We start from the raw sequence: 26,144 nt of genomic DNA on the forward strand, positions 1-26,144 counted from the left end.
ATTGGCTATAGCAATTGCCGACTTTCACGAACCACCGCCATGCCTTGTTCAGCCCACACCCTATTGAGCGCATAAATAGCCCGTTCCTGATAGGTTTCCCCCTGCTTTCTGCTGTATTCGATACGCTCCTTTTGAAAATGCGCTTCATACTGATCAAATAATTGCTGCGCTTTTGCGACCATTTGCGCATGGCTTTCGGCCGGCAGTTTGTCTTTCAATGCTGTAATCGATTTCCCAATCAGCTTTACATCGTCTGACCGGTAGGTGATTAACTCGTTGGTATAGTAGGCTTTATCGGTTAGGCTCATGTCAGCACTTTGCGCCATTATTTTCTCGGCTGTTTCACGCCTGAACTGACGAATGTTGGCATTGCGGCTCTGTTCAGCTACAAACGCGGCATACAGCTTTGTAAATGACGCTGTCCTTGCACCTTTCAACGTACCATCCTGATATAAACCGCTTAGCTGTTTTAGTTTGCGGGTCCCTTCATCGGTAGCATTGAGCTCAAGCGTCGCCAAGTCTGTAGAGTCGGCAATAAAAAAGCGGGTCAACCGCGCTGACTTTAGCTGTGCCTCAATCTTAGCCTGTTCACGGCTGAGCGAAGTAGCCGTATCCTACCGAACATCCGTATCAGTTTTGCAAGCTCCCAGTAGAGCAATTGGTAGTAGAGCAATATAAAGTTTCATGTCAGTTTTAATTAATGGTGAAATGAGTAATCTGTAATGAATGCCCTAACCTTAATAAGTTGTATTATGTGTTTGAATTTTTTGTTCTAAAAGCAGAACACACAGTTATTCAGGAGTCGGCATTTGATCCCTACAGCAGAATGACTGACCTAGATCTCCCTTTACGTATCCTTTCTCTATGACTGTACCATTCTGTTTTTTCGTAACGAGTGCCGCGCTTACTGAACCAGTACAACAGCCTACACTACTACCCGCTGTAGCCACATATCATACATCGTACCGAACACCACTGACTAAAATGTACATTCACATACGTACTCCCGAGCAAATGCTAATTGTGTAACAGCATATAGTACGAAAACGATGAAGAGAGCAATGTTCCGTTTGGCAAATGGTTCTCTAAATAGTTTTGTTAACAAGAGACACATAAGTTTATCGGTTGAAAACATCACTATTTGCAAAAAAAACGTGTGTGTCAAGTATTATTAGAAATATTTTTTAAGCTATATAGTAGTTTTCTGAAAACGTCTCTGATAAACACATGACACGCTTAATGATTGAGGATCAACGGAATGCAAAATGGCTTCGCAGATCGGTTTTGCGAAGCCATTTTGCATTCCGTTGATTCCTGATCGAACGATCAGTTAACGTTATTTTGAATAAGCCGCCGGTTTTCGTCGACCATAGTCAGCACCAGTTCGGCAAACCGGCTGTCGAGTGCTTTCATGGCCCGCTGCCGGTAGGTTTGCTCAGGCCGTTCTTTCGTGTTGGCTAATTCCCGTTTGTAATGTGTCTCATACTGATCCATCAGTCTCTGGGCTTCCAGCCGCATGATCGCGTGTTCGGCCGCGCTGATGTTGCCCCGAAGGCTCAAGAGCGATGAGCTAATCAGGGCCAGGTTTGACGACCGGTTTATGATCAGTTCATTGGTAAAGTAGGCTTTATCGGTGGCTGATAGTGCCTGGTTTTCCGTCAGGAATTTCTCGGCGGTTTCGCGACGGAACTGCCGCACGTGGGGATTGGCAGCGTTGGCTTGTATAAACGATTTATACTGCTGGCTCGCTAATGAAGCGGACTGTTTGACGAGGGCACCACCTTGATACAGCCTACTTTTTTTAGCGAAAACAGCCATAGTTTCCGTTGGCACAGTTGCTTCATTCGTTGATGCATCCTGCGGATCGGCAATATAGAAACTGGCAATACGCAACGATTGAACGCCTCTCTCGATCATTGCTCTTTCTTTCTGTGCTTGCAAAGTCATCTGCTCCGATGACTTCACGTCTTGGGTACACGCCACCATGAAAGCGAGTGGAAGCGCCATTAACATAACCTGTTTCATACGTATACTGTGATTGGTCTGGGAAACGAAAAGCGAGCAGTAGACTGTCGCTCATTGAGTAAAGGCATCAACCTGCGCGCTCAATAGCCACAGCACATAGATTGGGCAAAAGATGGTTCTATGTAACCGGCTTCAGTTGTAGTATTGCCTGTTGTTCTGGAGTAAAAAGCTGAGCCTGTGTTAGTAGCACCTGTACAACAGCCCGAGCCAACAGCAACATAATCAAAGGAAACAGTGCTGCCGCCGTCCTGATAGGCGCATGAGCAGGTATATGTTTTGGCATCAGCAATTATACTGATACTTAAAAAGGCAAAAAATAGACCAACTGCCACTTTGTTTCGGACAGACACAAGCGTAAAATAAGTTGTCATAGCTGAATCGGGTTATTTGTAAGATGCTACCCAACCCCCTCACAATAATCATGCAGGCGCACTGCTTTTTCTATAAACCTATAGATTAAATTATTTTTTACCAGTGACCAACTTTTCATGGCTTAGCACTGGCTTATAACACAACGGCCCCGACAGAGTCTGCCGGGGCCGTTAGTAGCAAAAAAATAGGTATCAATTTCCCATACGCCTGATTCGCTAGGCCGACATCAGGCCGGCGTCGGGCACGCTGGCAGGAGCAGCACCAATGGCGATTTCCTTAGTAGCCAACGACTCCAGGTTTTGGAACGTCAATAGAGTTGTGTTTTCGTAAACACCCAGATTCGCGTCACGTACACGCTCCATGATTGGCTTCAGGGCGCAGGTCACTTCATCTTCGCAATCATCGCATTTCACGTAGAAATTATGTGAAACACAAGGAGTTGGCGCAATGGGACCATCGATAACACGTAGCACCTGAGCCAGATTGACCCGAGCGGGATCGATACGAAGGAGGTAACCACCGCCTTTTCCTTTTTGGCTCTGCAGAATTCCGTGGTTGCGTAATTCGAGAAGAATTGCCTCTAAAAATTTCTTAGGAATGTTTTCACGAGCCGAGATGTAGGAGATCAGGACCGGACCTTTACCAAACTCTTCGGTTAGAACCTTCAATGCCTTGATGGCATACTTTGCTTTTTTTGAGATCATTTAGTTACGGTGTAATGCCCGTTCATCGCGGTTAGGTGAGAAAGAAGGCTAAATTCGTACTCGGTTACAATCTGCCAAGTTAGTAACCAACTCTATTTTAGTCAAAATTTCAGATGGTATTTCCTTACAGTATCATATATCAGGCCAAAAAAGTTCGCTCAATCCTATAGGCATATGTCCTTACATATAGTTTGAAGTAGTGCAGGACAGACTAACATACAGGTTGGAACAACCGGACACAAGATCACCGGTAGCTAAACCGGACGTTCATGAGTAAAATTCACCAAAGCGAGGCAGTCCTCTGAGGACTATCATCAATACAGGTAAACCTACTTAGCTTCCTGTATTTTGTCTTGATGGCTCAATCACAACAGAACAGGCGAGCGAGATGGCCGGTTGCCCTGTATGTAAACTAGCAAACAAGCTTATTTCAAGATTTTGTTTGCCAATTAATAGCCCGAATGTACCATTTTCATTTTAAAACTCGCTAAGCAGAAGCGTACAACCACAAAGTTAGCTACCCCTATACGCCTAACCAGGCGGTTATCAAGCCAGGATTGTAGCCTATAGGCACACAGGGAGGCACAAAAAAGCCGGATCGTCGATCCGGCTTTTTTGCGTATTCGTTTCTGATACAGTTTATCAGTTAACGTCCCAACCAGTACCGGCGGGCTATGCGTTAACGTCGGCAAGCTCCTCTTCGCGGATGGGCTGCCCCATGAGGGTAGCAAAGCGATTAACGTTGAAGGTTGGTTCAAACCAGACCTCTCCAAGTACCGGATGTTTCACAGGTACGTCGGGGTTCTGAATTTCAGCCAGCAAAACGCCGGTTTCGCCAGTTGTGTGCTGTTTCACTTGCCGGATGGTGTACAGCGTATCACGCTGTGGGGTTTTCACGCCAAACTCAGCGTAGAAGGCCAGCACCGGGGCCGGAAACTTATCATTCGTGCAAATAACTTCCATCACAATTCATCGATATGCTCTTAAAAACGGAGCTGCCGGGTCGAAAGTTCAGGTTTGACCCGGGTCGTTATTCAAACAGGTTGCCCAGTTGCCCCAGTACCGAACCGCTTTCTTTGTTGGCTTGTCCGCCACCAGGCGATAGTCGCTGCACCAGTTTCGAGATCGGCATCGACTGAATCCAGACGCGGCCGGTACCACGCAACGTAGCCAGAAACAGACCTTCGCCGCCAAATACCATACTACGCAAACCACCCGCCCGTTCGATACTAAAGTTGATTTGTGGCTCGAATGCAACCACACAACCCGTATCGACCCGCAACACCTCGTTGTTCAATTGCTTTTCGATTACCACACCGCCGGCATGCACAAAGGCTAGCCCGTCTCCCTGAATTTTGGCCAGAATGAAGCCTTCGCCACCAAACAGGCCTGTGCCAAACCGCTGGTTAAAGTGAATACCCAGCCGCGTACCCAACGCTGCGCACAGAAACCCGTCTTTTTGTACAATCAGGGTGTTTTGATAAATGTTGCCCAGGTTAATCGGCATGACCGTACCAGGATAAGGTGCCGCAAATGCCACCTTCCGTTTCCCGCCCCCCCGGTTGGTGAAATGAGTCATGAACAGCGATTCTCCCGTAACAAGGCGCGTACCTGCCTGTAGCAGTTTACCCAGGAAGCCCTGATCGGGCTGCGAGCCGTCTCCCATTTTGGTTTCGAAAACGATGCCCTCTTCCATAAAGAGCATGCTGCCCGCCTCGGCAATGACGGTCTCATTGGGGTCGAGTTCTATCTCAACTACCTGAATATCTTCGCCAATGATCTTGTAGTCGATCTCGTGTGAGGTCATGGTTTATCTCTGGATTGGTTATGTGCTCGAAAACTACCCGCCTTTGCCACAAAGCCCACTAAAATCTTGATAAACGGACAAAATAAAATCCGTAGCGGCGGCTGAGGCGGTTGCCCATTTCAGATGAGGGGTCGACAATAGGCTTTCACCTGTCAGGTACGTTAGCTACTGAACAGCATCAGCTCGTCGTTTGTGTCGGGCGATATAAAGGGCTTTCTGTAAGTCATGCCCAGCTTTCCCAGCAAGCTGATCGACGGACCGTTGGAAGGCATAACAAGGGCACAGATAACGGGCAGTTTCAGCGTTTCGCTGGCATCATGCATTATCGCCGTAGCCGCCTCTACAGCGTATCCGTTGCCCATGAAAGCAGGCAAAAAGGCAAAGCCAATGTCGGGATAGTCCAGGTACGTTCGCCTGATGAGGCCACACATGCCAATCGGGGTTTTGCCGGCTTTCCGTTCAACCAGGTACAAGCCAAAACCGTTGGCCTCGTAGCTTGCTAGAGGTCCGTTTAGCAGGTACGTTTCGGCCTGCGAGACTGTTCGTATCTGCCGATCGCCAATGTACGCCAGCCAGCCGGGGCTATTCACGAGTTCGAGCACAAACGCGGCATCGGCTGTGGTCAGCTTTCGAATTAACAGCCGTTCGGTTTGCAACATCGTATCCATCTTAACTAGTACGCTATAAAGCCTGACGACGACACATTTCGCCAAACCTGGTCAACCCCAATACTCTTCTGAAAAGTGATAGACCGTTCCTGTCGCTTTATCAAATGCCAGATGATAAACGAAAGGGAACCTATTACAGTGGTAATAAGCCAGTATACTGCATTACCTGATCGTATAGAAGAAGGCTAGCTGCTTTTTCACGTCTGGAAACTTGGCTTCAACATATGCCAGCCGTTTATTCATTTCGGACGAATCAGTTCTAACGCAGGCCTTACTTGAGTAATCGAGTCGCTCTGTTGGTAACGTGCCAATAAACGCCAGAATCTGGGTCTGATCTGCCTTATAGGTTAGAAAGCGTTGGTAAAAGCCGGGAGTTATGTCAACTAGAAGGCCATCCAACTCCTGCACGGAAAGGCGGTCCTGTTTCCCAAAACAAGCCTGAAAACTAAACTTTCGGGTCGTAGTCAGGTTTCCTGCTATCGCCTCGGCTCCCGATTGCATGGCACGGCTTGCTTTCTTCTTCGCCTTTTCGAGGCAGACAACAAGCACCTCACGCCCTTTTTCGTTCGCCCGCTGGCACGACGTCAGGATGACCAATAACACCAGTAAGGGTATTCATTTTGCACGTGTCATACATTTTCCACAACCTGTATATCACTATAGAACTTGGCAAAAACGCTGTCTACAAACTTTTCAGATGCGCCGTCAGCACATCCTTGATCGTTGTCCAATGAATGGACGGGTAGCGATTGTTGTCGAGGCCGTCGAGGCGGGCGCGTTTGTCGATCATGTTGCGCATGTACTGCATGCCCTGCCAGGCGGGATACAGCTCGCCCTCGCCGGGTGCCACCGTTTTGGCAACCTTGATCAGGCCGCTCAGCACCAATGGGCTACCTGCCCAAAAAAGCCGGTACTGCTCACCCGATATGCCACTCACCACGTCTTTGATCTGCCGGGGGCTAAGTTGATCACCAGCGATGTAAAGATAACGAGGGGTAGTTGGGTCAAGGGCTGCGTTAGCGGTGAACTCAGCCGTGTTGTCCATCGTGGTGAAGCCCATGCGGTGGTCAGTATCACCCCAGTACAGCACCAGTTTCGGTTTGAACAGAACAAGCGGCATAGCACCGGTTATCAACTCTGCAAATGCTCCATTGAATATTGTTGTGGCGGCAATGGGCGCTTTGTCCAGGTACGTGTGAAACTCGCGGCGAAGGTCGAGATTCCGGTTTTCCCCGTCAGAAAAGCGAGTAAAATCCAGCGAATAGTCAGAGGGAATAAATCGGGGCACACCCGCCGCTACGGCTGCATCGAGTAGAACACGCTGTGTACCGATGATGGTCTCCCGGAAGCCAGACAAGGCCGATACCACGCAGGAAACGCCCTGACAGGCGGTTGTCAGGGCGGATACGTTGTTCATGTCCAGGTTAACTACGGTTACGCCCTGCGCTTCCAGCGCCTTCACGTTGGCCGGATCGCTGCTTGCCCGAACAACAGCCCGCACGTCAGCACCTTTGGCCCGCAACGCCTTAATAATGCGTCCCCCCAGATCGCCCGTTGCGCCTGCTACCAGTATTGTGTTTCCCATTCGGTTGGTCGTCGTGCATTTCTTAGGTATTGTGTGTTGCTTTCGCGTGGCCGAAACGTCGGGAACGCGAAAGCAACACACAATACAACACGCTTACTTAAAAACGCTTGCAACGGTCATTAGTTTGTTGACTACCCAAGCGACATACGCACGCTGACGCTACTTCTTTAAAACTTAATAACCTCGGCAAACGCCTTTTTGGGCTGGTAATTTTGATCGAACAGCAGTGGGAAATCTTTTCGGTTAGGTACGGGGAACGAGTCGAGCCATGAGTATTTGTCGGAGAGGTTCCAAAACGTGACACCAGTAAGCTTGTCTTTGTGCTTACGGAACACATCGAACAGCATTTTATACTGAGACGCCTGCTTATCATTCATGACCGCGGTGAACTCACTTTTGTCGGTGTCCCGACGTTCACGACGTTCGTGTTCTTTCGGGTACACCGATATATCCAGTTCAGTGATCTGGACTTTTAGCCCCAGGCTGGCAAAGCGCATAATCGACTCCTCCATCTCCTGCATCGTGGGTTCGTAGATCGACCAGTGGCCCTGCAGGCCAACACCGTTGATGGGCACACCTTTGTCTTTCAGCTTCTTCAGCAACTGGTAGATCTTGTCCCGTTTCGAGGCGCTCTCAGTATTATAATCGTTATAGAATAACTGGGCCGACGGATCGGCCGCGTGGGCGTATTCAAAGGCTTTTGCGATGTAATCCTCGCCAACGATCTCGTAGAATTTCGATTTTCGGTAGATGGAACTGCCCGTATCGGGTACAGCCTCGTTCACGACATCCCAGGCGTAAATCTTGCCTTTGTAGCGACCCATTACGTCGTTGATATGCTGTTTCATGCGGGCCAGCAGCACTTCGCGGGTCACCTGCTTGCCAGTCGAGTCAGTGAAGAACCAACGCGGCGTCTGGTTATGCCAGCAAAGCGTATGGCCCCGTACTTTCATGTTGTTTTGCTGGGCAAAGTCAACGATGGCGTCGGCATCTTTCCAGAAGTACCGCTTTTCTTCCGGGTGGATCGGCCCCATTTTCATGGCGTTTTCGGGCGTCAGGCTATTGAACTGCGCCTTGATTAGCTCCGCATCCGGGCCGGGCTGAATCATGCGCGGATTCACGGCCACACCAATCGGAAAATACCGGGCGTAGTAGTCTTTCAACCCCTTCTGCGACTGCGCAGGCGCTACACCAATGGAGCCGGCGAGCAGCAAAGCCAGCCAGCGAAACGTCGTTTTGTTCTTCATAAGGCAAGGGGTAGGGATTTATTGCTGATGCTGTCCTGCTTCGCGGGCCTGTCTAAGGGCCTAGTTCGCGAAGCAGGACAGCGCCACTATCCAACATCTATTTGTACGCCTCGATGGTTTTGATGGTACCGTCGGGGTTGTAGCTCAGCTCAGTCACTTTCACGTTGCGGAGGTGCGTTTTACCCGACAGTTGCACGTCGTGGTAGAACATGTACCACTTCGGGCCGATCTGCACAATAGAGTGGTGGTTGGTCCAGCCCTGTACCGGCTTCAGCACAATGCCTTTGTAAGTAAACGGACCGTATGGGTTATCACCGATGGCGTAGCAGATATTATGCGTGTCGCCGGTCGAGTACGAGAAGTAATACTTTCCGTTGTATTTGTGTATCCAGGCAGCCTCGAAAAAGCGCTTATCGTTGTCTTTTTCGTAGAACGGCTTTCCTTTCTCGTCAAGCAGTTGAATCTCTTTCACGGGTTCGGCAAACTCCTTCATATCGGCAGTTAACCGAGCTACGCGGGGCTGGTAGGCCAATTCAGCGGGCTTTTTGAGTGCCCCTTTCGCGTCGTATTTGTTGCCACTCCAACGCTGAAGCTGGCCGCCCCAGATGCCACCAAAGTACAGGTACGCCTTTCCGTCTGTATCTTGAAAAACAGTGGGGTCGATGCTGTAGCTGCCTTTGATCGGTGCGGGCTCCGGCTTGAAAGGTCCGGTTGGCTTCTTACTCGTAGCGACGCCAATGCGGAAAATATCCTGCTTGTCTTTCACGGGGAAGTACAGGTAGTAGGTTCCGTTTTTGTAGGTCGCGTCGGGAGCCCAAAGCTGCCGCCCCGCCCAGGGAATATCTTTAATGTCCAGCGCCACACCGTTGTCGGTTACTTTTCCACCGATTTTATCCATCGACAGGATGTGGTAATCCTTCATGGCGAAGTGCCCCCCTTCGTCATCTTCTTTAATAGCGGCGTCGATGTCGTGCGATGGGTATATATAAATCTTGCCGTTGAATACGTGGGCCGATGGGTCAGCCGTGTAGATATGCGAGACTAATGGCTGCGAAATGGGCTTCTTACCAGCCGACTGGCCAAATGTAGTTAAGGTGCAGCCCAGCAGAGCTGACAGTACGAGTACTGATTGGGTACGTTGCATAAGGGTTTTGTTTTGCTTGATTAAAGGTGGGAGTCAGGTTAAACACAGCGGCATGTATCGCTGTGTTTAACCTATATTTCCTTACTTCTTATTCACTCCAGACGCCGAATTTACCGCGTTGATAGTCCTGGTACGCTTCCATAATTTGTTCGTCGGTATTCATCACGAATGGGCCACGGGCTACTACTGGTTCGTTGAAGGGTACGGCATGACCAAACAGTAACAGGGTATCGGCATCGGCTGTCACGTCGAGCGTGTCGCCGTCGTGATTGAACTCGGCCAGTTCCCGGTGTTTCACGGTTTGCCCATTGACGGTCAACCCGCCCCGGATGAGGTAAAACAGGATGTTGCGCTCAGGGGCAACGGGCAACGATACGCTACCGCCCGCTTTGATGGCTACGGTGCTCAAAAACACATCGGACAGGGTAGCAAACGCGCCGGTCTGCTCGGTCCACGTACCCGACACGAGGTTGATAGCCACGTCATCGTTTACGGCAATCACGGGAATCTCCTCTTTCTGCAAGCCCGTATACGCAGGCGCGGTCATTTTCAGCCGGGCAGGTAAGTTGACCCATAACTGGAGAATTTCCAGTGGCCCTCCCTCCCGTTTAAACTCGTCGGACGACACCTCGGCGTGGATCAAACCGCGGCCAGCAGTCATCCACTGCACGCCACCCGCGCTGATTACACTCTTGTAGCCCTGCGAGTCTTTGTGCATGATGTCGCCCTCAACAATGAAGGTAACAGTTTCCATGCCCCGGTGCGGGTGCGGCCCAAACGGCAAGCCGTTATTGTGGGGCTTGTAGGTCTGGTAACCGTGGTGGTTCAGAAACAGAAACGGATCGATCTGCTGCAACTGCCGCGAAGGTAGCGGCGAATAGGTGATTAGGTCAGCGATAGGCCGAAACTCAGCCTGATGAATTCTTTTAATAGTACGCATGAATACATGTCGTTTTACCTCCCACCTGATGGCCACGCGGCGTACTAGCTGTGCGGCCATCAGGTGGTCATTTGTTGTGAATGTGTATTGATAAAACGTTAAACGACCACTAATTACAGCGTAGCGTAATGACCATTTAGTGACAATAAATGACCACTTAATGCTGTTCAAGGCTGTTCAGAATCCAATCGAATTACCACCATCTACGGGAAGTGAGACGCCGGTAACGTAGCGGGCAGCTTCAGAAGCAAGGAAAACGGCGGCCCAGCCAATGTCTTCAGGCTGACCGAATTTACCCATCGGGGTACGCCGCATGGCGCGGGCAAACCGGTCGGGGTCGCCGCCCATCGCGGTTTTGCTCATGGCTGTTTCGATGAAACCGGGCGCAATAGCATTCACCCGAACGCCTTTTCCTGAAAATTCCGATGCCAGCACTTTCACCATGCCCTCTACCCCCGACTTAGACGCCGCGTAGGCCACCACCCGATCGATGCCGTAGTAAGCTGCCATTGACGAGATCATAATGATAGACCCGCTGCCGCGCTCAAGCATCCCTTTGGCGCAGGTACGTGTCAGCGCAAACACCGAGTTCAGGTTAGTATGCACAATCCGGTCGAAGTCGTCATTGGTAACGTCCAGCGCCGGCTTCTTCATGTTTATACCGGCATTGTTGATCAGAATATCGATGGAACCGTGCGTGGCTTCGATGGTTGCGACCAGGTCTTCCAGCGAGTCGCGGTCGGTCACATCGTTCACCATGTAGTGGCCCTTCTCGCCTAATGTGTCAACGGCATCGCGTAGGGGTTGCTCGCGGCGGCCGGTAATGACCACGTCGGCACCGGCCAGCACCATGCAGCGGGCAATATCGAAACCAATTCCGCTGCCGCCGCCGGTAATCAATGCCAGTTTGCCTTCCAGTGAAAATATGGTAGAAAAGTCGTGCTGAGCGGCAGGGAAGCCATTATCCTGCACTGTGTCAACTTGTTTCATTAGCGTAATAAATATAGGTTAACTGACTGCTTTACCTCGTCCAGCGTGCGATCGGGCTGTTTGAAGGGTGCCGGAACGGGTTGTTTGGCAAACGACTGAAGGTACAATACCCAGGCGTCGCGCCACCAGATGGCTTCGCGTTGCTGGGTTGCGAGCCGGGCTGCCACGTCGGCATATACTTCGGGGTCAACGGCGGGCTTCACCTGCGCCCATTCCTGCTGCATCCAGCGTACCGAATCGGCTCCGGTGTAGAAGCGGGTGCACAGTTCACTCCAGAGCGTGCGACCCGAACTCAATTGCTTATTCCAGGCTACGTGGTGAAACCACAACAGATACGGTAGCGGGCAGGTTTCGGGGTTTTCCCACTGCCGACGAACCTCGGGCCGGTATTGCGCCAGAGCGTTGCTTCCGGTGGTGGTACGATTAAAACCGAGACCCAGCGAATCGGCCTTGTGGTAATAAACGGCCGTCCAGTCGGGGCGCTGGCTGCGGTTTTGCCAGGGTTCGGGCGCGAAGTGAACGCCGGTCCAGGGGCGCGACAGACCCAGGGGTGTGTTGTAGTCGACGTAAATATCGCGCGATTTCAACATCAGGTTCGTGATGCGTTTTGTCGCCTGTGGTTCCTGAGTCAGAGTCATGTTCACCCATTCATTGGCGATGGCTTCCGACGACAGGGTATGGTCCCAGGCCAGTCGTCCGAAGGCGTACCAGTTGGCCTGCGCGATCGGATGGCCTGTCCAGTTACGCACTGAACCTACGTTAGACACGCCCGCCATCAGCGTTTTTGCGTAGCCGTGTACGCTTCCGTCAACGACTTTCGCCACGGTGGCACCCTTACCGGTTGCGTAGGTATCGGCGTCCAGGCATTCTTTGAACAGCGGTGCTTCGTAGACCAGGTGGGTGGCAAAGCCGAGGTACTCCTGCGTAATCTGGAACTCCATGCCCAGCGGTGTTTTGGGCATACTGCCAAACAGTGGTGAGAACGGCTCCCGCGGCTGGAAGTCGATCGGGCCGTTTTTTACCTGCACAATCACGTTGGGCGCAAAGGTGCCGTCGAGGGGCGTAAACTCTTCGTGGGCGGCTTTGAAGCGGTCGCCGTTGGGGTCGGCTTTATACACGAAAGCGCGCCAGATTACCACACCATCGTAGGGTTTCATGGCCTCGGCCAGCATGTTGGCACCGTCGGCGTGGGTACGTCCATAGTCCTGCGGGCCGGGCTCCCCTTCCGAGTTAGCTTTAACGAGCAGCCCGCCAAAATCTGGAATAGCCTGATACAGCTCCTTTACTTTCGCGGCCCACCAGGCACGTACCTGCGGGTCGAGCGGGTCAGCTGATTTCAGGCCACCAATTGTTCTGGGAGCCGCCCAGTAGACCGATATGTACACACGGATGCCGTAGGGCCGAAACACCGACGCCAGCGCAGCCACTTTCTGAATGTATTCGGCCGACATGAACCGGGCACTGGCGTTAACGTTATTGACGGTCATACCGTTGATACCGAGCGACGCATTAGCGCGGGCATAATCGCGGTAACGTGGATCGATGCGCTCGGGTAGTTCATACCATTTCCAGAGCGATTGCCCCGCATAACCACGTTCAACGCTGCCGTCTACATTGTCCCAGTGGTTCAGCATCCGATACTGCACCTTCGGGTTGCTCGTCAGGGCCACACGCTCGATCGGCTGACCTGTTTGTAGGTGCCGAAGCAGAGCAAACGCGCCGTAGAGCACGCCCGCGTCTGACTTCCCGGCGATTGTGATGTTACCACCCGACGCCGTGATCTGGTAGCCTTCCTTGTTCAATGCCTGCGCCCCCGGCGTAACCGACAGCACAATGCCGCCCTTTCGTCCGCCCACACTGCTGAGTACCGGCACCGATTTACCCAGCAAGCCTTTCAGCCCCATCTGTAGCTCGTCGGCAGCCGATTTCAGGATAGGCGAGTCACCCGACAGCACAATAAACTGCGCCGACTGGGCGTAAGCCTGTCGCCTGGGTACGTTGGTGATGAGGTCGTATTTCAGCCAAAGCCGGTAGCCATCGTCGCCTGTTGGCAGTACCTGTCCGTAGCCGAACGTGGCAGTCAATAGTAAAAGCGCAAAAAGCCAGTGGTATTTCTTCATTCGTCGTGTGTACTTGGTTTGATTGGTGATGTGATTGCTTGCGTTTCAGGTTGGGGAAAATGCAAGCAACTAGCTACTTCACTTTCATGTACCGGTCGGCGTATTCCAAAAAAGCGGGCCAGTTGGGACCGGTGGTGTGCCCGCCGCTATGTTGTCTGTACGCAATTTCGCCACTAGCCACGGCTACTTCCTGAGCGGGATATTCCGTTGTGCCAAGGCCTTTTTTGCCAAGCAGTTCATAGACCGGACCCGCATATACCCCACCCAGAAACATACCTTTCGCGTCGAGCCACCGGCCTTCTACGTCGGGCGAGCCTGAGCTGATAAACATCGGGCGGGGTGCGCAAAGGGCAACGAGTTCATGCGAATCAACGGGTAGATCATTGGGCGTAAGCGGACCAGCATACTTGATGAAGTTACCGGCCATCCAGTGGTATTCGGCTGAACTGGCCAAGTTCTCGACCTGCTCGCCATATACCCGACGGTGGATTTTTACGCCGCCTTCGCCCGACGAGCCAATGAAGCCAATGACGAAACGGGGCTCGTAGGCCATCGCCACTACCGCTGCCTTACCGTAACGCGACAGTCCTTCGATGCCGACCTGCTTTGCGTCGACGGCTTTGTCTGTTTCGAAATAGTCAATGGCGCGGCTGGCTCCCCACGCCCAGGCTCGCAGTGTGCCCCAATCGTCGGGCTTTCTACGCTCGCCTTTATTCATCAGGCCAATAATACCTTCGGTGAGGCCGGCTCCATTGTCGGCCTGAAAACTGGTGGGTACCAGTATAGCATAGCCCCAGCCCTTTTTCAGCAGTTGCTGTTCCCAGTTGGGTGGCGGTGGAGTGGTACCGGCGGGCGGTTGCGGCATCCGAAAACCAGCCGGACGCGGCCCGGCCGGAAACTGGAACCCGAACTCCATCATAACCGGTACCGGCCCCGTTGCGTTGGCGGGGGTAGCCAGCGTCAGATCAATGTTTACCTTGATAGCTGGGTACATCGAATTATCGACCCGGCCCACCAGTTTCTTCAACTTGATTGGGTAGCCCCCGTTGACGGTATCTTTCGTGCTGACTACTTCCCAGCGCACACCAGGTACGTTGGCGGGCCTACGACCGTAGACCTCACGGTCAAAATCCTCCACAATTTCGGGACGGCGTTTCTGCCACCAGTCCTTCGCCGATGTTACTTTTTTGCCATTTTTCAGCACCAGCGGATCAGGCAGCGATGTGTAGGGGCTCGCCTTACTCTCGTCAGCGTTGGCGGCGTTGGGTGCTTTCGGATTGCCCGATGGCCCCGGCCGCAGTTGTGTAATGTTGAGTTGCGCCAGCATCGCCTGGTGATCAGCCTGCGTTTTGCGCTGCTGACGTGCTATCAGGCTATCCTGTTCAGGCGTTCGTGGCCCAAATTGAGCGAGCAGGCTGAAAGGCAGGGTCAACAGCAGGCTACTGGCAAGTAATCGCTTCATGGTTAGTTTGGAACAGGGAGTGGGCAATGGAGGTTAGGGATCAACCGCATCATCGGCCAGTCGATTCTCTGGGCTGTTCGACTGGGCTTCCGGGACGGTAATAACTTTCGGGGGGGCCAAGGTAGCTTGGTTTTACTGCTCCCCGGCTAATGACCAGTTTCTGCACCACCACGGCGGGGTCCACCATCCAAACCTTCAATATATGTGCTCCTGCCCTAGTCAGTTTATGCTGCGAGGGTACAAGCCGTATGTTATTGGCCACCGATTGTTCCCAGATCCGGTTGGTCTCTTTCGCGTGGATGTTGATTACCTGAGGCGCTTCATCGTCGAACGAGATGGCAAAACGGAGGCCTTTGTTATCGTTAAAATTGAGCGATGGCGACAGGTACGTTTGTACCTGTACGGTGCCGCTGTCAGCCAGGTTCACGGCATATTCGAGGTGGGGCGACGTACCTGACAGTACCTCGATGCTGGGGGCCGTAACGGGCGACACCGTCATGCCCGACGCCGTGCGGCCAATGTCGGGAATGAGCTGCCATTTTACCGAAGTCGTTTCTACTTTCCGACTGGCATGCTCGGCTTCGATAGAGATATACCCATTGGTTTCAACAAAGCCGATTACCGCATCTGGTTTAGGTGACGCCGGGTTGGTCACGACCGCCTGTACGACTATGCGCTTTCCGTCGGGTCCGCTGATTGTAATGGGGGTGCGCTGCGTTCCGGTAGGTACCTGCTTCCAGTCGATGCTTACCAGAAGTCGGGTCTGGTTGGTTACGGTGCCGGTTGGCGAAGTGATATTTAGCCAGGGGGCGCCCGCCTCTGCCTTGTACGTGAACGGAGCCTGCCCCCGATTGAAGACATCGATATAATAAGTTGGCCGCGTAAAGGGGTCAAACGCCGGCAATACCGCGTCGCCTGCCTCCGCCGGCCACCATGCCTGCGACCCTTCGATGGCCAGGCCCATGTCGGCAGTGGCAGGTACGTCCAACGTTTTTACGTCCGGCATTTTATTCTTGTCGGGCTGTTGCCAGTAGGTGTAGCCAATGTGAGTCTGGTCCATCATGTGGCTCCATTTGCCACCGGCGAGCGTATCGTTGTAGAAACGGCTGATCTGCGCGTCTTTTTCAAAGAGCTGCTTTACCCGGGCCGCCAGGTCGTTGGTGGCCGCGCGCCCTTGTTTGGCGTACCACTGATTCTGCCCGGTCGTCACGTAGAGTTCGTTTACCGTAGCGCAGGCCTTTATCGGGTGCAGCACCAGTTGGAAGTACGCATCCTGATAGGCAACGGGTAGTTGTTTTCCGATCTGTTCCGCTTCGGCCAGCAGCTTATTATACTCGGCCACCACGGTCTCTGCTTCGCGGTAGTTGGTCAGGCTATAGGTGTCGGGCGACAGCAGTTCAGGTTTACGACGGGCGTTGTACTTCGTGTATTTGGCCAGCATGTCGGCAATGGCGGCGGCATGTTTCGGGCCAAATTGCTTCTCGGCCCACAACCGGGTGTATGTATCGAGCTTATCGGCGGGCCACTTGTTGGGGTTCCAGGCATAGTCGAGGAAAAACTCGATGGGGAACTCCATGGGTTTGATGTCGCCCACGTTTACAATCCAGATGCGGTCGACGCCATGTTCGTAGGCTAAGTGCATCTGCTCCCAGGTGTGCGCAATCGGGTTAGTGTTCAGCCACTTGTAATTACGAGGACCGCCCACATAATCGTAGTGGTAGTAAATACCATAACCACCGGCGCGTTTAGGCGTACCAACGGCTGGTAATTTCCGGATGTTGCCCCAGTTATCGTCGCAGAGGAGTAGCGTTACATCGTCGGGCACACGCATGCCTTTGTCATAATAGTCCTGCACTTCTTTGTAGAGTGCCCACAATTGCGGCGTTTTGGCAGCATCTTTACCTGTCACATCCTGAATAATTTTCCGCTGATCGGCCACGATGGTTTCGAGCAGTGTGGTGGCGGTTTCGCGGCTCATAGGCTCATCGCCGTCGCCCCGCATGCCTACACTCAGAATGCTTTCGTTGGTCCCCATCCGCTGCACGCTACCGCGCCAAAAAGCCCGCAACGTCGAGTCGTTTGTCTTGTAGTTCCACTGGCCCTTGCCGTACCGCCGCCATTCGTCATGCGCCCGCATCAGGGGCTCGTGGTGGCTGGTGCCAATCACAACGCCGTACTCATCGGCCAGTTTGGGGTTCATCGGGTCGTCATCATAGAAAGCATTACCCCACATGGCAGGCCACAGGTAGTTACCCTTCATCCGGAGAATCAGCTCGAAGACGTGTTCGTAGAACTTGTGGTTAAACCCGCCGAATTTGGCTTTCGACCAGCCCGACAGTGCGGGTGCTTCGTCGTTGATAAAAATGCCGCGGTACTTTACGGCTGGCGTTCCCTGCGTATGTTGACCCGGCAGCACGTATAGGGCCGACTGCGTCTGAACCGGTACGTCGGCCCACCAGTTCCAGGGCGACACACCGATTTGCGCCGACAGGTCATACACGCCGTAGATAGTGCCACGTTTGTCACTCCCTACAATTACCAGCGCCCGATCAACGCCCGGAAACGGTTTCTCGATGGTCTGCGTCGTAAACGTTTCCCACTTACCAGTCAGGTCAGCTACGTTCAGCTTTTGAGTCTTTACCAGCTGGTCAATCAGCGGGCTTTTTCCCAACGTACCTACCAGCACGATTTCCTTACCGGAACCGGCCGTCTCTGTGCGTACCACCGGCATAGCACTAGTCACTTTCTGAATGTCAGCCTGAAGGTTTTTTACTGCCCGCATCACACCCGGAAAATCGGTTTCAGCTGCAACGAGTGGCGTAGCTTTTCCATTACTGACCAGCGCAAAGTTTCCTTTCCCTTTCTGACTAGAGACGTATGAGCGAGGATCAATAGCGACCGCTGGCAGCAGAATAGACAGGCCTATAACGCTGAGTAAGCATCTGAAAAAGAAGAACATAACAAACAGATGAATTAATTGTATCGATATAATGTCAATTCAGGACTCTTATACCCCATTATTTCCGGAACAGGCTGATCCAGCCACCTTAGAAGGCAGTTTAAAAGGGCTTTCTACCCGCTTTTCAACCGATTGCACAAACTGTGTAAACCAAATTAACCTATACCTAGGTTCTCTAGTTATCTATTGACCTATTTACCAGACAAAACAAGGAGTTTATCAGCTCGTGATAAATTAGCTATATTCCTCACCTTTAGCATATTACCTAGCTGCCTAGTCTACGACGGGGCATTGTTTGCGAAGCTGAGACCCTGTGTGTTACTTGATGCACCCAGATGCTTGCAATGGTTGATCGGTTGGTTAAGAGGTAGGCTCCTTCACAATTGCTGGGGGCTATATTTCTATTTTTGTAGTTACTGATCAACGAAGCACAAAATAGTTTATTGACAGTCAGTGATTTAATTGCAAATAAACAACTCGATTTTCTAGTAGTAAGTAGGGGGTGTGCATCCGATTGTAGTATCAGCGTTGGGAATCAATAGTCACATAGACAGTAATTAAAGCACTCCAATTATAATTAAAGTGCAAAAATTTTTATTTAAATTAAAATAGCAACCGATTGCGTAAATATATGACTACTTTATTGCGTTACCTGCGCGATTGGCCTGGGAATCAGTGTTCGTAGCAATGACTGCCAGTTAAATGCGCGTTATAAAGTGTGGCTGTTCAGCCGAAGCAAACTGACATTGTATACATTTGTCCATTACCGTTCACACATTGTATCTGGCAATTCGGTTTTACCATATTCATAACATGCAAGCGATTTCATAAAACTGAGCTTATCAGGCGCAGATACGGATTGATTTTGTAATTTGTACAGAACGGAAAGCGTAACACCGTATGTAATGGAAAAAGAAGTCACGATTTACGATATCGCCAAGCGGTTAAACTACTCCCCTGCCACAGTTAGCCGGGCGCTCAACGATCACCCAGCGATTAAAATCAATACCAAAGATATTATCACGTCGATGGCCCGTGAGATGGGGTATCGGTCCAATACATTTGCCAGTAACCTACGGCGCCAACGCACGAATACCATTGGTGTGATTGTGCCCCGATTAAATAGCAATTTTGTTTCCTGCGTATTGGCAGGCATGGAAAAAGTAGCGAATGAGGCAGGGTATAACCTGATTATTACCCAGTCGCTCGAATCGGTAACTAAAGAGAAGGCTAATGCACAGACTATGTTCAACAGCCGGGTCGATGGTCTCCTTGTATCAGTAGCTTACGACACAGAAGACATCGAGCATTTTAGCTCATTCATCAATAAGGGGATACCGTTACTATTTTTTGATCGGGTTATTGCCACCGACCAGTCTACCAGTATTGTTATCGATAACGCCAAAGCTGGTTATGAGGCAACTGTGCATCTCCTGAAGCTGGGCCGTCAGCGCATTATGCACGTAACTGGCAATCTGAAACGTAATGTGTATGCCGACCGGCTCAAAGGTTATCGACAGGCTCTGGAGGACTACAATCTCCCATTCGATGAACGTCTGGTACTGGTAACCGATCTTAGTCAGGAGGTAGGCGTACAGGTGGCCAAACAGATTTGTAAAATGCAGGAGCGCCCGGATGGCCTGTTCATTACCAATGACCTGTGTGCGGTCAGTTGCATGACAACCCTAAAGCAGGCGGGTTTATCAATTCCGGACGACATTGCCATTGTTGGCTTCAATGATGATCCTGTCTCTCAGGTCATCGAACCTGCCCTGACGACTATTCACTACCCAGGTCGTGAAATGGGCGAGGTTGCGGCCAAGAGTCTGATCAACCACCTGAATGGACTAATGGATATTCAGGCAACAAACACGATCATCCTCCGCTCTGAATTGATCGTTCGCGGCTCATCGCAAAAACAGCCGAAATAGCCAGGTATACAGTCGCTATTGAACAACAAGCTTAACAAGCTGCCAGCCCGGTAACTACCTGGAGTGTACGCTTCTTCATTTCTTATCCAGAAACGTACTCCTTTAACCCCTCTTTGATTCTAAAGCGGCGAATCAAGCAAAAAAAACACGTAACCGTACGTTCTTAAGCTACCAAAATGCGTTCACAATAAGCCACGAGTTACATAGGGTATACCCTAAATTTTGATTCAGTTGGGTTTTCACTATTCTATATGCCGCTTTTTAAGTCCTAATTTTGCTAAACAAAGTTCTATTTGTGGTGTTTAGGCGGCCACTACCTGCAAAGTAGCTTTTTGACCTGCTTTTTTCGCCACTGCTCAATGAACGGCAGGCCAATTTGAGTGAACGCACGGCCAGCCAGACTTTTCTTTTTTACTACGAAACTCTCACGCTTACATGATACGGGTCTTAATCGCAGATGATCATAATGTCTTTGTCGAAGGCATTGAATCACTGATCTCGGGCTCCTCTGAAATTGAAGTAACACAACGATGCTATACGGTTGCCGCCGTACTGGAATCGCTGAAACATACGGACATTGATGTTGTACTGCTCGACATTTCGTTCCCGTTGATCGATGACGGATTGGGGTTGTGTGAGCAGATTACCCGGACGTACCCACAGACCAGAGTGATTGCGCTGACTATGCACGACGACGCCAGCCTGATCAAGCGGATGGTGAAAAAAGGGGCCAAAGGCTATTTGCTGAAAAATACGACAAAAAGCGAATTGCTTCAGGCCATTCGTACCGTGCACAGTGAAAAACAGTATTTCAATGAGTCGATCATGCACATTTTGCTGAACGACGATCCCCGCGTCAGGAAATCGACAGCTGGTACAGGTTTGAAACCGAACCTAACACCCCGCGAATCGGAAGTTTTGACCCTGATCTCGCATGGGCTGACAACGCAACAAATGGCCAACCAGTTATTTGTCAGCGCCAAAGCGGTTGAGTTTCATCGCAGTAGCTTACTTATGAAATTTGGCGTTCCCAATACGGCTTTGCTTATCAAGACCGCTATGGAAATGCAATGCCTTGATTAATGACCAATCATTAGGCTTCAATAAATGAAATTATTCGCGCTTTTAGTTTTGGTTCTTGGCTGTAGCGGTTTGTGTCAACAAGCCTGCGCGAAAGCTGATAGCCTGACAATTGACCGCGTTAAAAGGGAAATAAAGCGCGTACAAGGTGAAAAAGAGTACGAGTCAGTAGCAAAGTTGTATGACCAGCTAGGTAATCTGTATCACCAGCAATACGGGTACAATAAATACACTATGGAGGCGTATTTCAACAGCATGAAATACTACAACCTGGCTGGTGATTCATTGGGTTACTACAACGTGCATATTAGTATTGGCAATTACTACACGCAGGATTATTTCATGCAGTCTTATGCAGAGCAATACCTGCGTCGGGCCCGTGATTATTTCGAACGAACCAAGAACCAGCCCAAAGTGATTGAGTGCCGGATTGGCATTGCCAATATTGACGAAAAGAAGGAGCCAATTTCCAAGACACTAATTACCGAATTGCGCGCGACCGAAGCCATGTGCGTTACTTATAAACAGCCTTATTTCCAGACATACGCGTTGAATTTGCTGGCTGATACGTACCTGCGCCTCAAGCGGCCTGACTCGGCCAGTTACTTTGCCAGCCGGAGTCTGGTTATGTCTAAACAGCTGAACATCAATTGGCTAACTTCACTCAATTACTTTTACCTCGGCATTGTTGAGCAGTTCAAAAATCAGCATGGTAAAGCAATCGACTATTATCAGAAGAGTTTTGCCATTGCCAATGCCGAAAAAAACATCTCTACCCTGCGTGAATTATCGAAACACACGGCAGACAGCTACTCGTACATTAAAGATTACAAAAATGCGTATCAGTACTCACTAAAAACACTCGACTTTACCAATCAGTTTTATTATTCACAACAAACTAAAAGTATCCGGTTACAGGAACTGGATAGCCAGATAAAAACACTGGCTGTGGAGAAACAATTGGCTGAAGAGCAAAGCCGGCACCAGCGAATTATTAATTCAACGCTGATTTCCATTTTACTCATCAGCATTTTAGGGGTTGTGGCACTCGTTTTTCTGCGTCGGCAGCAAAAATTAATTGCCCATCAACAGTCGGTTATTGCACAGCAACAGATTCGGCAGCTCGAACTGAAATCGCTTCAGGCAATGATTGAAGGTCAGGAGGGCGAGCGTAGCCGTATTGCCCGCGATCTGCACGATGGATTGGGCATTCAACTGTCGCGAATTAAACTGTTTGTTGAGGCGCATCAGGAGCAATTACCAATTTCAGTAAAAGACCCGCTCAACCAGTTTCTGGATGAAGCCTGCACCGAAACCCGATTGATTTCCAATAACCTGCGGCCTTATGCGCTGTCTACATTTGGCCTGATTCCCGCACTTGAAGACCTTATTCAAAAACTTAACCTGGTCAATGAAACGAAGCTGACCCTGGAACACTACGGCGACATCCCCGATCTCGTCGATGAAGCGTCGGTGATGCTCTACCGCGTAGTGCAGGAACTGCTGAACAACGCCCTCAAACACGCACAAGCCCACACAATTACGATTCAGATCATGGCCAATGACGAATCGTTGCTGGTCAGTGTCGATGATGACGGGCAGGGCGGAGATTTTTCTGATGATTCATCGCAGGGGAATGGCATTGCCAACATAAAATCCCGAATTGCTTACCTCGGTGGGCAGGTCATGTGGCAGAGTACCGCCGAGCGGGGCACCTCCGTCATGATCTCGCTTCCAATGACCAAACTGGTCAAGCCTACTGCACTCATGTCCGTATAAAATACCCGACAGCCTGTGGTCTAGTCTTTGACACCCCTTTGCTCTTGCCTTCTATTTACTCAATCATACATCCATTAATTAGTACAACCAATTATACTCATATGCTTAAACATGTGCTTTCAGGGGCCGTACTGTTGAGCAGCTGGCTAACCGTCAGTGCTCAGGAGCGAACGACCGTACGACCAGCCATCGACAAAAAATCGATTGTGCTGGCATCAATAAAAAGCGCTAAACGGGAGGTCACCGACCTGTCAGACACAAAGGGGCTTATTAAAGGCACGGTGTCTGATGAAAAGGGAAATGGTCTTCCGGGCGCAACCGTATCGGTGAAAGGAACGCAACTCGGTACCACTACAGATGCCAACGGTGCCTTCTCGATTAACATGCCGACGGGTGCCAAAACGCTCGTTATCTCGTTCATCGGGATGACTACGCAGGAGGTGGAAGTAGGCAGCCGCACCACACTCAACATTACGTTGCAAAACACCGGTCAAGCGCTCGACGAAGTGGTTGTTATCGGTTACGGCACGCAGAAGCGGTCAGATGTGACATCGTCGATCACCACGGTGAAAGCGGCTGATCTGAAAGACATTCCTGCCGCCGGTATCGACCAGTTATTACAGGGTAAAGCCGCCGGGGTAACCGTAACCAGCAATGGTGGTCAGCCGGGTGGTGGCGTATCGGTAAAAGTACGGGGCGTTACGTCAATCAACAGCAATGACCCGCTGTTCGTGATCGATGGCGTGCCGTTCGTGGGTGGTAACACCTCATCGAACACCGGCTACGCTGGTTTGGGTGGTGGCGATGGTCAAACCGGCAACTCGGTCATGGCTATGCTGAACCCGAACGACATCGAGTCGATCGACGTGTTGAAAGATGCGTCAGCGCAGGCTATCTACGGATCGCAGGCAGCAAACGGCGTTATTCTGGTAACAACCAAGAAAGGCAAGCAAGGCGAAGGCAAGATCAACTACGAGATGTACACAGGTGTATCGCAGGTAGCCCGTCGTCTCGATCTGATGGATCTACGCTCGTTTGCCAGATACCAGAACCAGGTGCTGCCCATCATTGGTAACCCCGTTTCTGACGAGTTCAAGAACCCTGATCTGCTTGGTACCGGTACCGACTGGCAGGAAGCAATGTTCCAGCACGGTAAGATCAACAACCATCAGTTGAGCTTCTCGGGCGGTCAGAATAAAACGACGTATTACCTCTCGTTGAACTACTTCGACAACACGGGTATCCTGCTTGGGTCAGATTTTAAGCGCTACTCGTCGCGCTTTAGCCTCGATACACAATTGAAAAGCTGGGCTAAAGTAGGTATCAGTGCCAACGTATCGCGCAGCATCCAGAACGTATCATTGGCCGATGCCGCCGAAGGCACGATCTGGTGGGGTGCATCAACCAGCCCATTGACGCCGATCAAAAACATCGACGGTACCTGGGGCGGGGGCCAAACAGTTGGTGGCGTACAGTACTACGGCTCTAACCTGGTTGGTAACAGCCAGTTCCGGGGCAATACTAAGACGACCAACAACATTTTCGGCAGCCTGTATGCCGAATTGCAACTGGCCAAAGGGCTGACCCTACGCAATGACCTGTCGTACTCACTAGGCCAGGACAACAACATTGCTTATCAGAAAGCCGGTAACGTGGGGAGCACGTCGTTCCGGAGTAAACTGATCGACGGCCGGTCTGACAGCTACTACTGGTCGCTGACCAACTACCTGAACTACAATCTGTATCAAGGTAAGCACGGTATTCAGGCTACGTTGGGTCACCAGGCGCAGAACTCGTACTACCAGAGCATTTCGGGTACCAAAGTGGATCTACAGGCCAACATTTTTGACCTCAGCACCGGTAGCGCCGACCAGACCACATGGGGCCTGAACGGTGGTAAAGGGCAGTGGGCTATGGAATCGTTCTTCGCCCGCGCCAACTATACCTTCGATGACAAATACTCGCTGTCGGCCAGTATTCGGACAGACGGCTCGTCGAACTTTGGTCCGAACAACCGCTGGGGTGTTTTCCCTGGTGTATCAGCAGGCTGGACCGTGTCGAACGAGCAGTTCATGAAAGGATCAGTGTCCAATGTCCTGAGCTACACCAAGCTGCGCGTTGGTTATGGGGTTGTGGGTAACCAGAACTTCCCCGGTGGTGCACCAAACCCAGCCTATGTGGGTGCCGTCACGTTCTTCTCGGGACCAGTTGGTTTCGGTTCGTCGAACATGATCAACGGTATTCCGAACCCGAACCTGAAGTGGGAATCGGTAAAAACGGCCAACGTAGGTGTTGACCTGGGCTTCCTCGGCGGCCGCATCGACGCAACAATCGACGTATACAAGAAAGTAACATCCGATATGATCATCTTCCTGACGGGTCCGAACCTGATCGGTGTAGGTGACCAGTGGGACGATCTGAAAGCGCCATTGGGTAACGCCGGTCAGATGACCAACACGGGGGTGGATATTGGCATTACAACGACCAACATCAAGAAGGGTAATTTCAGCTGGAAGACGAACCTCGTGTTCACTCAGTTCAACAATACCTATGACAAAGCCGCTTCGGCTGCTTCAGCGCTGGATGGTAAAGTGTACTACAACAATTACCTGATCACGCACACCACGCCGGGCCGCCCCGTTGGTTCGTTCTGGGGTCTGCAAACAGACGGTCTGTTCCGCACCCAAGCTGACCTCGACGCCAGCCTGCCGCAGTTTGGCTACAAAGTAAACCAGACAGAGACGTGGCTGGGTGATATCCGCTTCAAAGATCAGAACGGCGACAAGAAGATCGACGCCAGCGACTACACGTTTATCGGTAGCCCGCTGCCTAAGTTCACCTACGGTTTCACCAACACGCTCAACTACGGTGATTTCGACTTTTCGGTGTTCCTGCAAGGTAGCCAGGGGGCCAAGGCATTTAACTTCCTGCGCTGGCAGTTGGAAGGCATGAGCAATGCTTATACCAACCAAATGAACACGGTCAATGACCGCTACACGGCCGAGAACCCGAACGGATCACTGCCTCGCTTTACGAACACCAACAAGAACAATACGGCTATGTCAGACCGATATGTTGAAGATGCATCGTATATGCGGATTCAGAACATCTCGATCGGCTATCGTCTGCCTAAGGCGCTGTTGAGCCGGGTTAAAATTCAGAACCTGCGTATCTACGGTACCGTGCAGAACCTGAAGACATTCACGAAATACTCGGGCTACGATCCTGAAATCGGCGCATTCAACAACAGCATCAAGCTGATGAACGTCGACACCGGCCACTACCCGAACCCACGCACGTTCACGATCGGCGCAAACCTGCAATTCTAGAA

Annotated in this window: 20 protein-coding genes; 4 read left to right on the top strand and 16 right to left on the bottom strand. The window is 51.2% G+C overall.

Annotation, left to right across the window (positions count from 1 at the left end):
• Nucleotides 1-5: 5 nt before the first annotated feature.
• The 16 genes from F7231_RS07295 to F7231_RS07370 all read right to left on the bottom strand — a co-directional run bounded on the left by F7231_RS07295 (nt 6) and on the right by F7231_RS07370 (nt 18,023).
• Complete coding sequence (locus F7231_RS07295) at nt 6-518, bottom strand: hypothetical protein (protein ID WP_166691418.1); 513 nt, start codon at nt 516-518, stop codon at nt 6-8.
• Between the two features lie 808 nt (nt 519-1,326).
• Nucleotides 1,327-2,025: a hypothetical protein gene (locus F7231_RS07300; protein WP_166691419.1), complete on the bottom strand. Its 699-nt coding sequence runs from the start codon at nt 2,023-2,025 to the stop codon at nt 1,327-1,329.
• An 80-nt stretch (nt 2,026-2,105) separates the two neighbouring features.
• Nucleotides 2,106-2,396: a hypothetical protein gene (locus F7231_RS07305; protein WP_157510588.1), complete on the bottom strand. Its 291-nt coding sequence runs from the start codon at nt 2,394-2,396 to the stop codon at nt 2,106-2,108.
• Between the two features lie 216 nt (nt 2,397-2,612).
• Nucleotides 2,613-3,101, bottom strand: coding sequence for an RrF2 family transcriptional regulator (locus F7231_RS07310; protein ID WP_085412157.1), 489 nt, complete (start codon nt 3,099-3,101; stop codon nt 2,613-2,615).
• Between the two features lie 672 nt (nt 3,102-3,773).
• Nucleotides 3,774-4,064: a hypothetical protein gene (locus tag F7231_RS07315; protein ID WP_166691420.1), complete on the bottom strand. Its 291-nt coding sequence runs from the start codon at nt 4,062-4,064 to the stop codon at nt 3,774-3,776.
• Nucleotides 4,065-4,131: 67 nt separating this feature from the next.
• Nucleotides 4,132-4,908: a TIGR00266 family protein gene (locus F7231_RS07320; RefSeq protein WP_166691421.1), complete on the bottom strand. Its 777-nt coding sequence runs from the start codon at nt 4,906-4,908 to the stop codon at nt 4,132-4,134.
• 161 nt (nt 4,909-5,069) lie between these two features.
• Nucleotides 5,070-5,576, bottom strand: a complete 507-nt coding sequence (locus F7231_RS07325; RefSeq protein ID WP_229369703.1) for a GNAT family N-acetyltransferase — start codon at nt 5,574-5,576, stop codon at nt 5,070-5,072.
• Between the two features lie 162 nt (nt 5,577-5,738).
• Complete coding sequence (locus tag F7231_RS07330; RefSeq protein WP_166691422.1) at nt 5,739-6,173, bottom strand: hypothetical protein; 435 nt, start codon at nt 6,171-6,173, stop codon at nt 5,739-5,741.
• A gap of 85 nt (nt 6,174-6,258) precedes the next feature.
• Nucleotides 6,259-7,161 carry an NmrA family NAD(P)-binding protein gene (locus F7231_RS07335; protein WP_166691423.1) on the bottom strand — a complete coding sequence of 301 codons (903 nt, stop codon included), beginning with the start codon at nt 7,159-7,161 and terminating at the stop codon, nt 6,259-6,261.
• Between the two features lie 167 nt (nt 7,162-7,328).
• Nucleotides 7,329-8,408, bottom strand: coding sequence for an endo-1,4-beta-xylanase (locus F7231_RS07340; protein ID WP_166691424.1), 1,080 nt, complete (start codon nt 8,406-8,408; stop codon nt 7,329-7,331).
• Between the two features lie 97 nt (nt 8,409-8,505).
• On the bottom strand, nt 8,506-9,552 hold the full coding sequence (locus F7231_RS07345) for a glycoside hydrolase family 43 protein (RefSeq protein WP_166691425.1): 1,047 nt from the start codon (nt 9,550-9,552) through the stop codon (nt 8,506-8,508).
• Nucleotides 9,553-9,640: 88 nt separating this feature from the next.
• Nucleotides 9,641-10,492 (bottom strand): pirin family protein, encoded by an 852-nt coding sequence (locus F7231_RS07350; protein ID WP_166691426.1) that lies wholly within the window; start codon nt 10,490-10,492, stop codon nt 9,641-9,643.
• A 177-nt stretch (nt 10,493-10,669) separates the two neighbouring features.
• On the bottom strand, nt 10,670-11,482 hold the full coding sequence (locus tag F7231_RS07355; protein WP_085412149.1) for an SDR family NAD(P)-dependent oxidoreductase: 813 nt from the start codon (nt 11,480-11,482) through the stop codon (nt 10,670-10,672).
• A complete protein-coding gene (locus F7231_RS07360; RefSeq protein ID WP_166691427.1) occupies nt 11,482-13,602 on the bottom strand; it encodes an alpha-glucuronidase family glycosyl hydrolase in 2,121 nt (706 codons plus the stop codon). The genes F7231_RS07355 and F7231_RS07360 overlap by 1 nt, the downstream gene beginning before the upstream one ends.
• Before the next feature lie 73 nt (nt 13,603-13,675).
• Nucleotides 13,676-15,064: a glucuronyl esterase domain-containing protein gene (locus F7231_RS07365; RefSeq protein ID WP_166691428.1), complete on the bottom strand. Its 1,389-nt coding sequence runs from the start codon at nt 15,062-15,064 to the stop codon at nt 13,676-13,678.
• 49 nt (nt 15,065-15,113) lie between these two features.
• Nucleotides 15,114-18,023 carry a glycosyl hydrolase 115 family protein gene (locus F7231_RS07370; RefSeq protein ID WP_166691429.1) on the bottom strand — a complete coding sequence of 970 codons (2,910 nt, stop codon included), beginning with the start codon at nt 18,021-18,023 and terminating at the stop codon, nt 15,114-15,116.
• A 905-nt stretch (nt 18,024-18,928) separates the two neighbouring features.
• Here F7231_RS07370 and F7231_RS07375 point away from each other — a divergent pair.
• The 4 genes from F7231_RS07375 to F7231_RS07390 all read left to right on the top strand — a co-directional run bounded on the left by F7231_RS07375 (nt 18,929) and on the right by F7231_RS07390 (nt 26,142).
• The gene (locus F7231_RS07375; RefSeq protein WP_085412145.1) at nt 18,929-19,954 is read left to right on the top strand and encodes a LacI family DNA-binding transcriptional regulator; all 1,026 of its coding nucleotides are present in this window, start codon (nt 18,929-18,931) and stop codon (nt 19,952-19,954) included.
• Between the two features lie 435 nt (nt 19,955-20,389).
• Nucleotides 20,390-21,037: a response regulator transcription factor gene (locus F7231_RS07380; protein WP_085412144.1), complete on the top strand. Its 648-nt coding sequence runs from the start codon at nt 20,390-20,392 to the stop codon at nt 21,035-21,037.
• Between the two features lie 252 nt (nt 21,038-21,289).
• Nucleotides 21,290-22,813 (top strand): ATP-binding protein, encoded by a 1,524-nt coding sequence (locus tag F7231_RS07385; protein ID WP_229369705.1) that lies wholly within the window; start codon nt 21,290-21,292, stop codon nt 22,811-22,813.
• Nucleotides 22,814-22,914: 101 nt separating this feature from the next.
• On the top strand, nt 22,915-26,142 hold the full coding sequence (locus F7231_RS07390) for a SusC/RagA family TonB-linked outer membrane protein (protein ID WP_085412142.1): 3,228 nt from the start codon (nt 22,915-22,917) through the stop codon (nt 26,140-26,142).
• Nucleotides 26,143-26,144 lie beyond the last annotated feature (2 nt).

The sequence above is a fragment of the Fibrivirga algicola genome, assembly GCF_011742925.1.
Taxonomy (GTDB): Bacteria; Bacteroidota; Bacteroidia; order Cytophagales; family Spirosomataceae; genus Fibrella; species Fibrella algicola.

Excerpts from the sequence above, each read along its gene's own strand:
- F7231_RS07365 (WP_166691428.1), bottom strand. The coding sequence starts at position 15,064 with ATGAAGCGATTACTTGCCAGTAGCCTGCTGTTGACCCTGCCTTTCAGC.
- F7231_RS07350 (WP_166691426.1), bottom strand. The coding sequence starts at position 10,492 with ATGCGTACTATTAAAAGAATTCATCAGGCTGAGTTTCGGCCTATCGCT.
- F7231_RS07390 (WP_085412142.1), top strand. The coding sequence starts at position 22,915 with ATGCTTAAACATGTGCTTTCAGGGGCCGTACTGTTGAGCAGCTGGCTA.
- F7231_RS07305 (WP_157510588.1), bottom strand. The coding sequence starts at position 2,396 with ATGACAACTTATTTTACGCTTGTGTCTGTCCGAAACAAAGTGGCAGTT.
- F7231_RS07380 (WP_085412144.1), top strand. The coding sequence starts at position 20,390 with ATGATACGGGTCTTAATCGCAGATGATCATAATGTCTTTGTCGAAGGC.
- F7231_RS07360 (WP_166691427.1), bottom strand. The coding sequence starts at position 13,602 with ATGAAGAAATACCACTGGCTTTTTGCGCTTTTACTATTGACTGCCACG.
- F7231_RS07310 (WP_085412157.1), bottom strand. The coding sequence starts at position 3,101 with ATGATCTCAAAAAAAGCAAAGTATGCCATCAAGGCATTGAAGGTTCTA.
- F7231_RS07345 (WP_166691425.1), bottom strand. The coding sequence starts at position 9,552 with ATGCAACGTACCCAATCAGTACTCGTACTGTCAGCTCTGCTGGGCTGC.
- F7231_RS07335 (WP_166691423.1), bottom strand. The coding sequence starts at position 7,161 with ATGGGAAACACAATACTGGTAGCAGGCGCAACGGGCGATCTGGGGGGA.
- F7231_RS07325 (WP_229369703.1), bottom strand. The coding sequence starts at position 5,576 with ATGGATACGATGTTGCAAACCGAACGGCTGTTAATTCGAAAGCTGACC.
- F7231_RS07340 (WP_166691424.1), bottom strand. The coding sequence starts at position 8,408 with ATGAAGAACAAAACGACGTTTCGCTGGCTGGCTTTGCTGCTCGCCGGC.
- F7231_RS07355 (WP_085412149.1), bottom strand. The coding sequence starts at position 11,482 with ATGAAACAAGTTGACACAGTGCAGGATAATGGCTTCCCTGCCGCTCAG.
- F7231_RS07315 (WP_166691420.1), bottom strand. The coding sequence starts at position 4,064 with ATGGAAGTTATTTGCACGAATGATAAGTTTCCGGCCCCGGTGCTGGCC.
- F7231_RS07370 (WP_166691429.1), bottom strand. The coding sequence starts at position 18,023 with ATGTTCTTCTTTTTCAGATGCTTACTCAGCGTTATAGGCCTGTCTATT.
- F7231_RS07385 (WP_229369705.1), top strand. The coding sequence starts at position 21,290 with ATGAAATACTACAACCTGGCTGGTGATTCATTGGGTTACTACAACGTG.
- F7231_RS07320 (WP_166691421.1), bottom strand. The coding sequence starts at position 4,908 with ATGACCTCACACGAGATCGACTACAAGATCATTGGCGAAGATATTCAG.
- F7231_RS07300 (WP_166691419.1), bottom strand. The coding sequence starts at position 2,025 with ATGAAACAGGTTATGTTAATGGCGCTTCCACTCGCTTTCATGGTGGCG.
- F7231_RS07375 (WP_085412145.1), top strand. The coding sequence starts at position 18,929 with ATGGAAAAAGAAGTCACGATTTACGATATCGCCAAGCGGTTAAACTAC.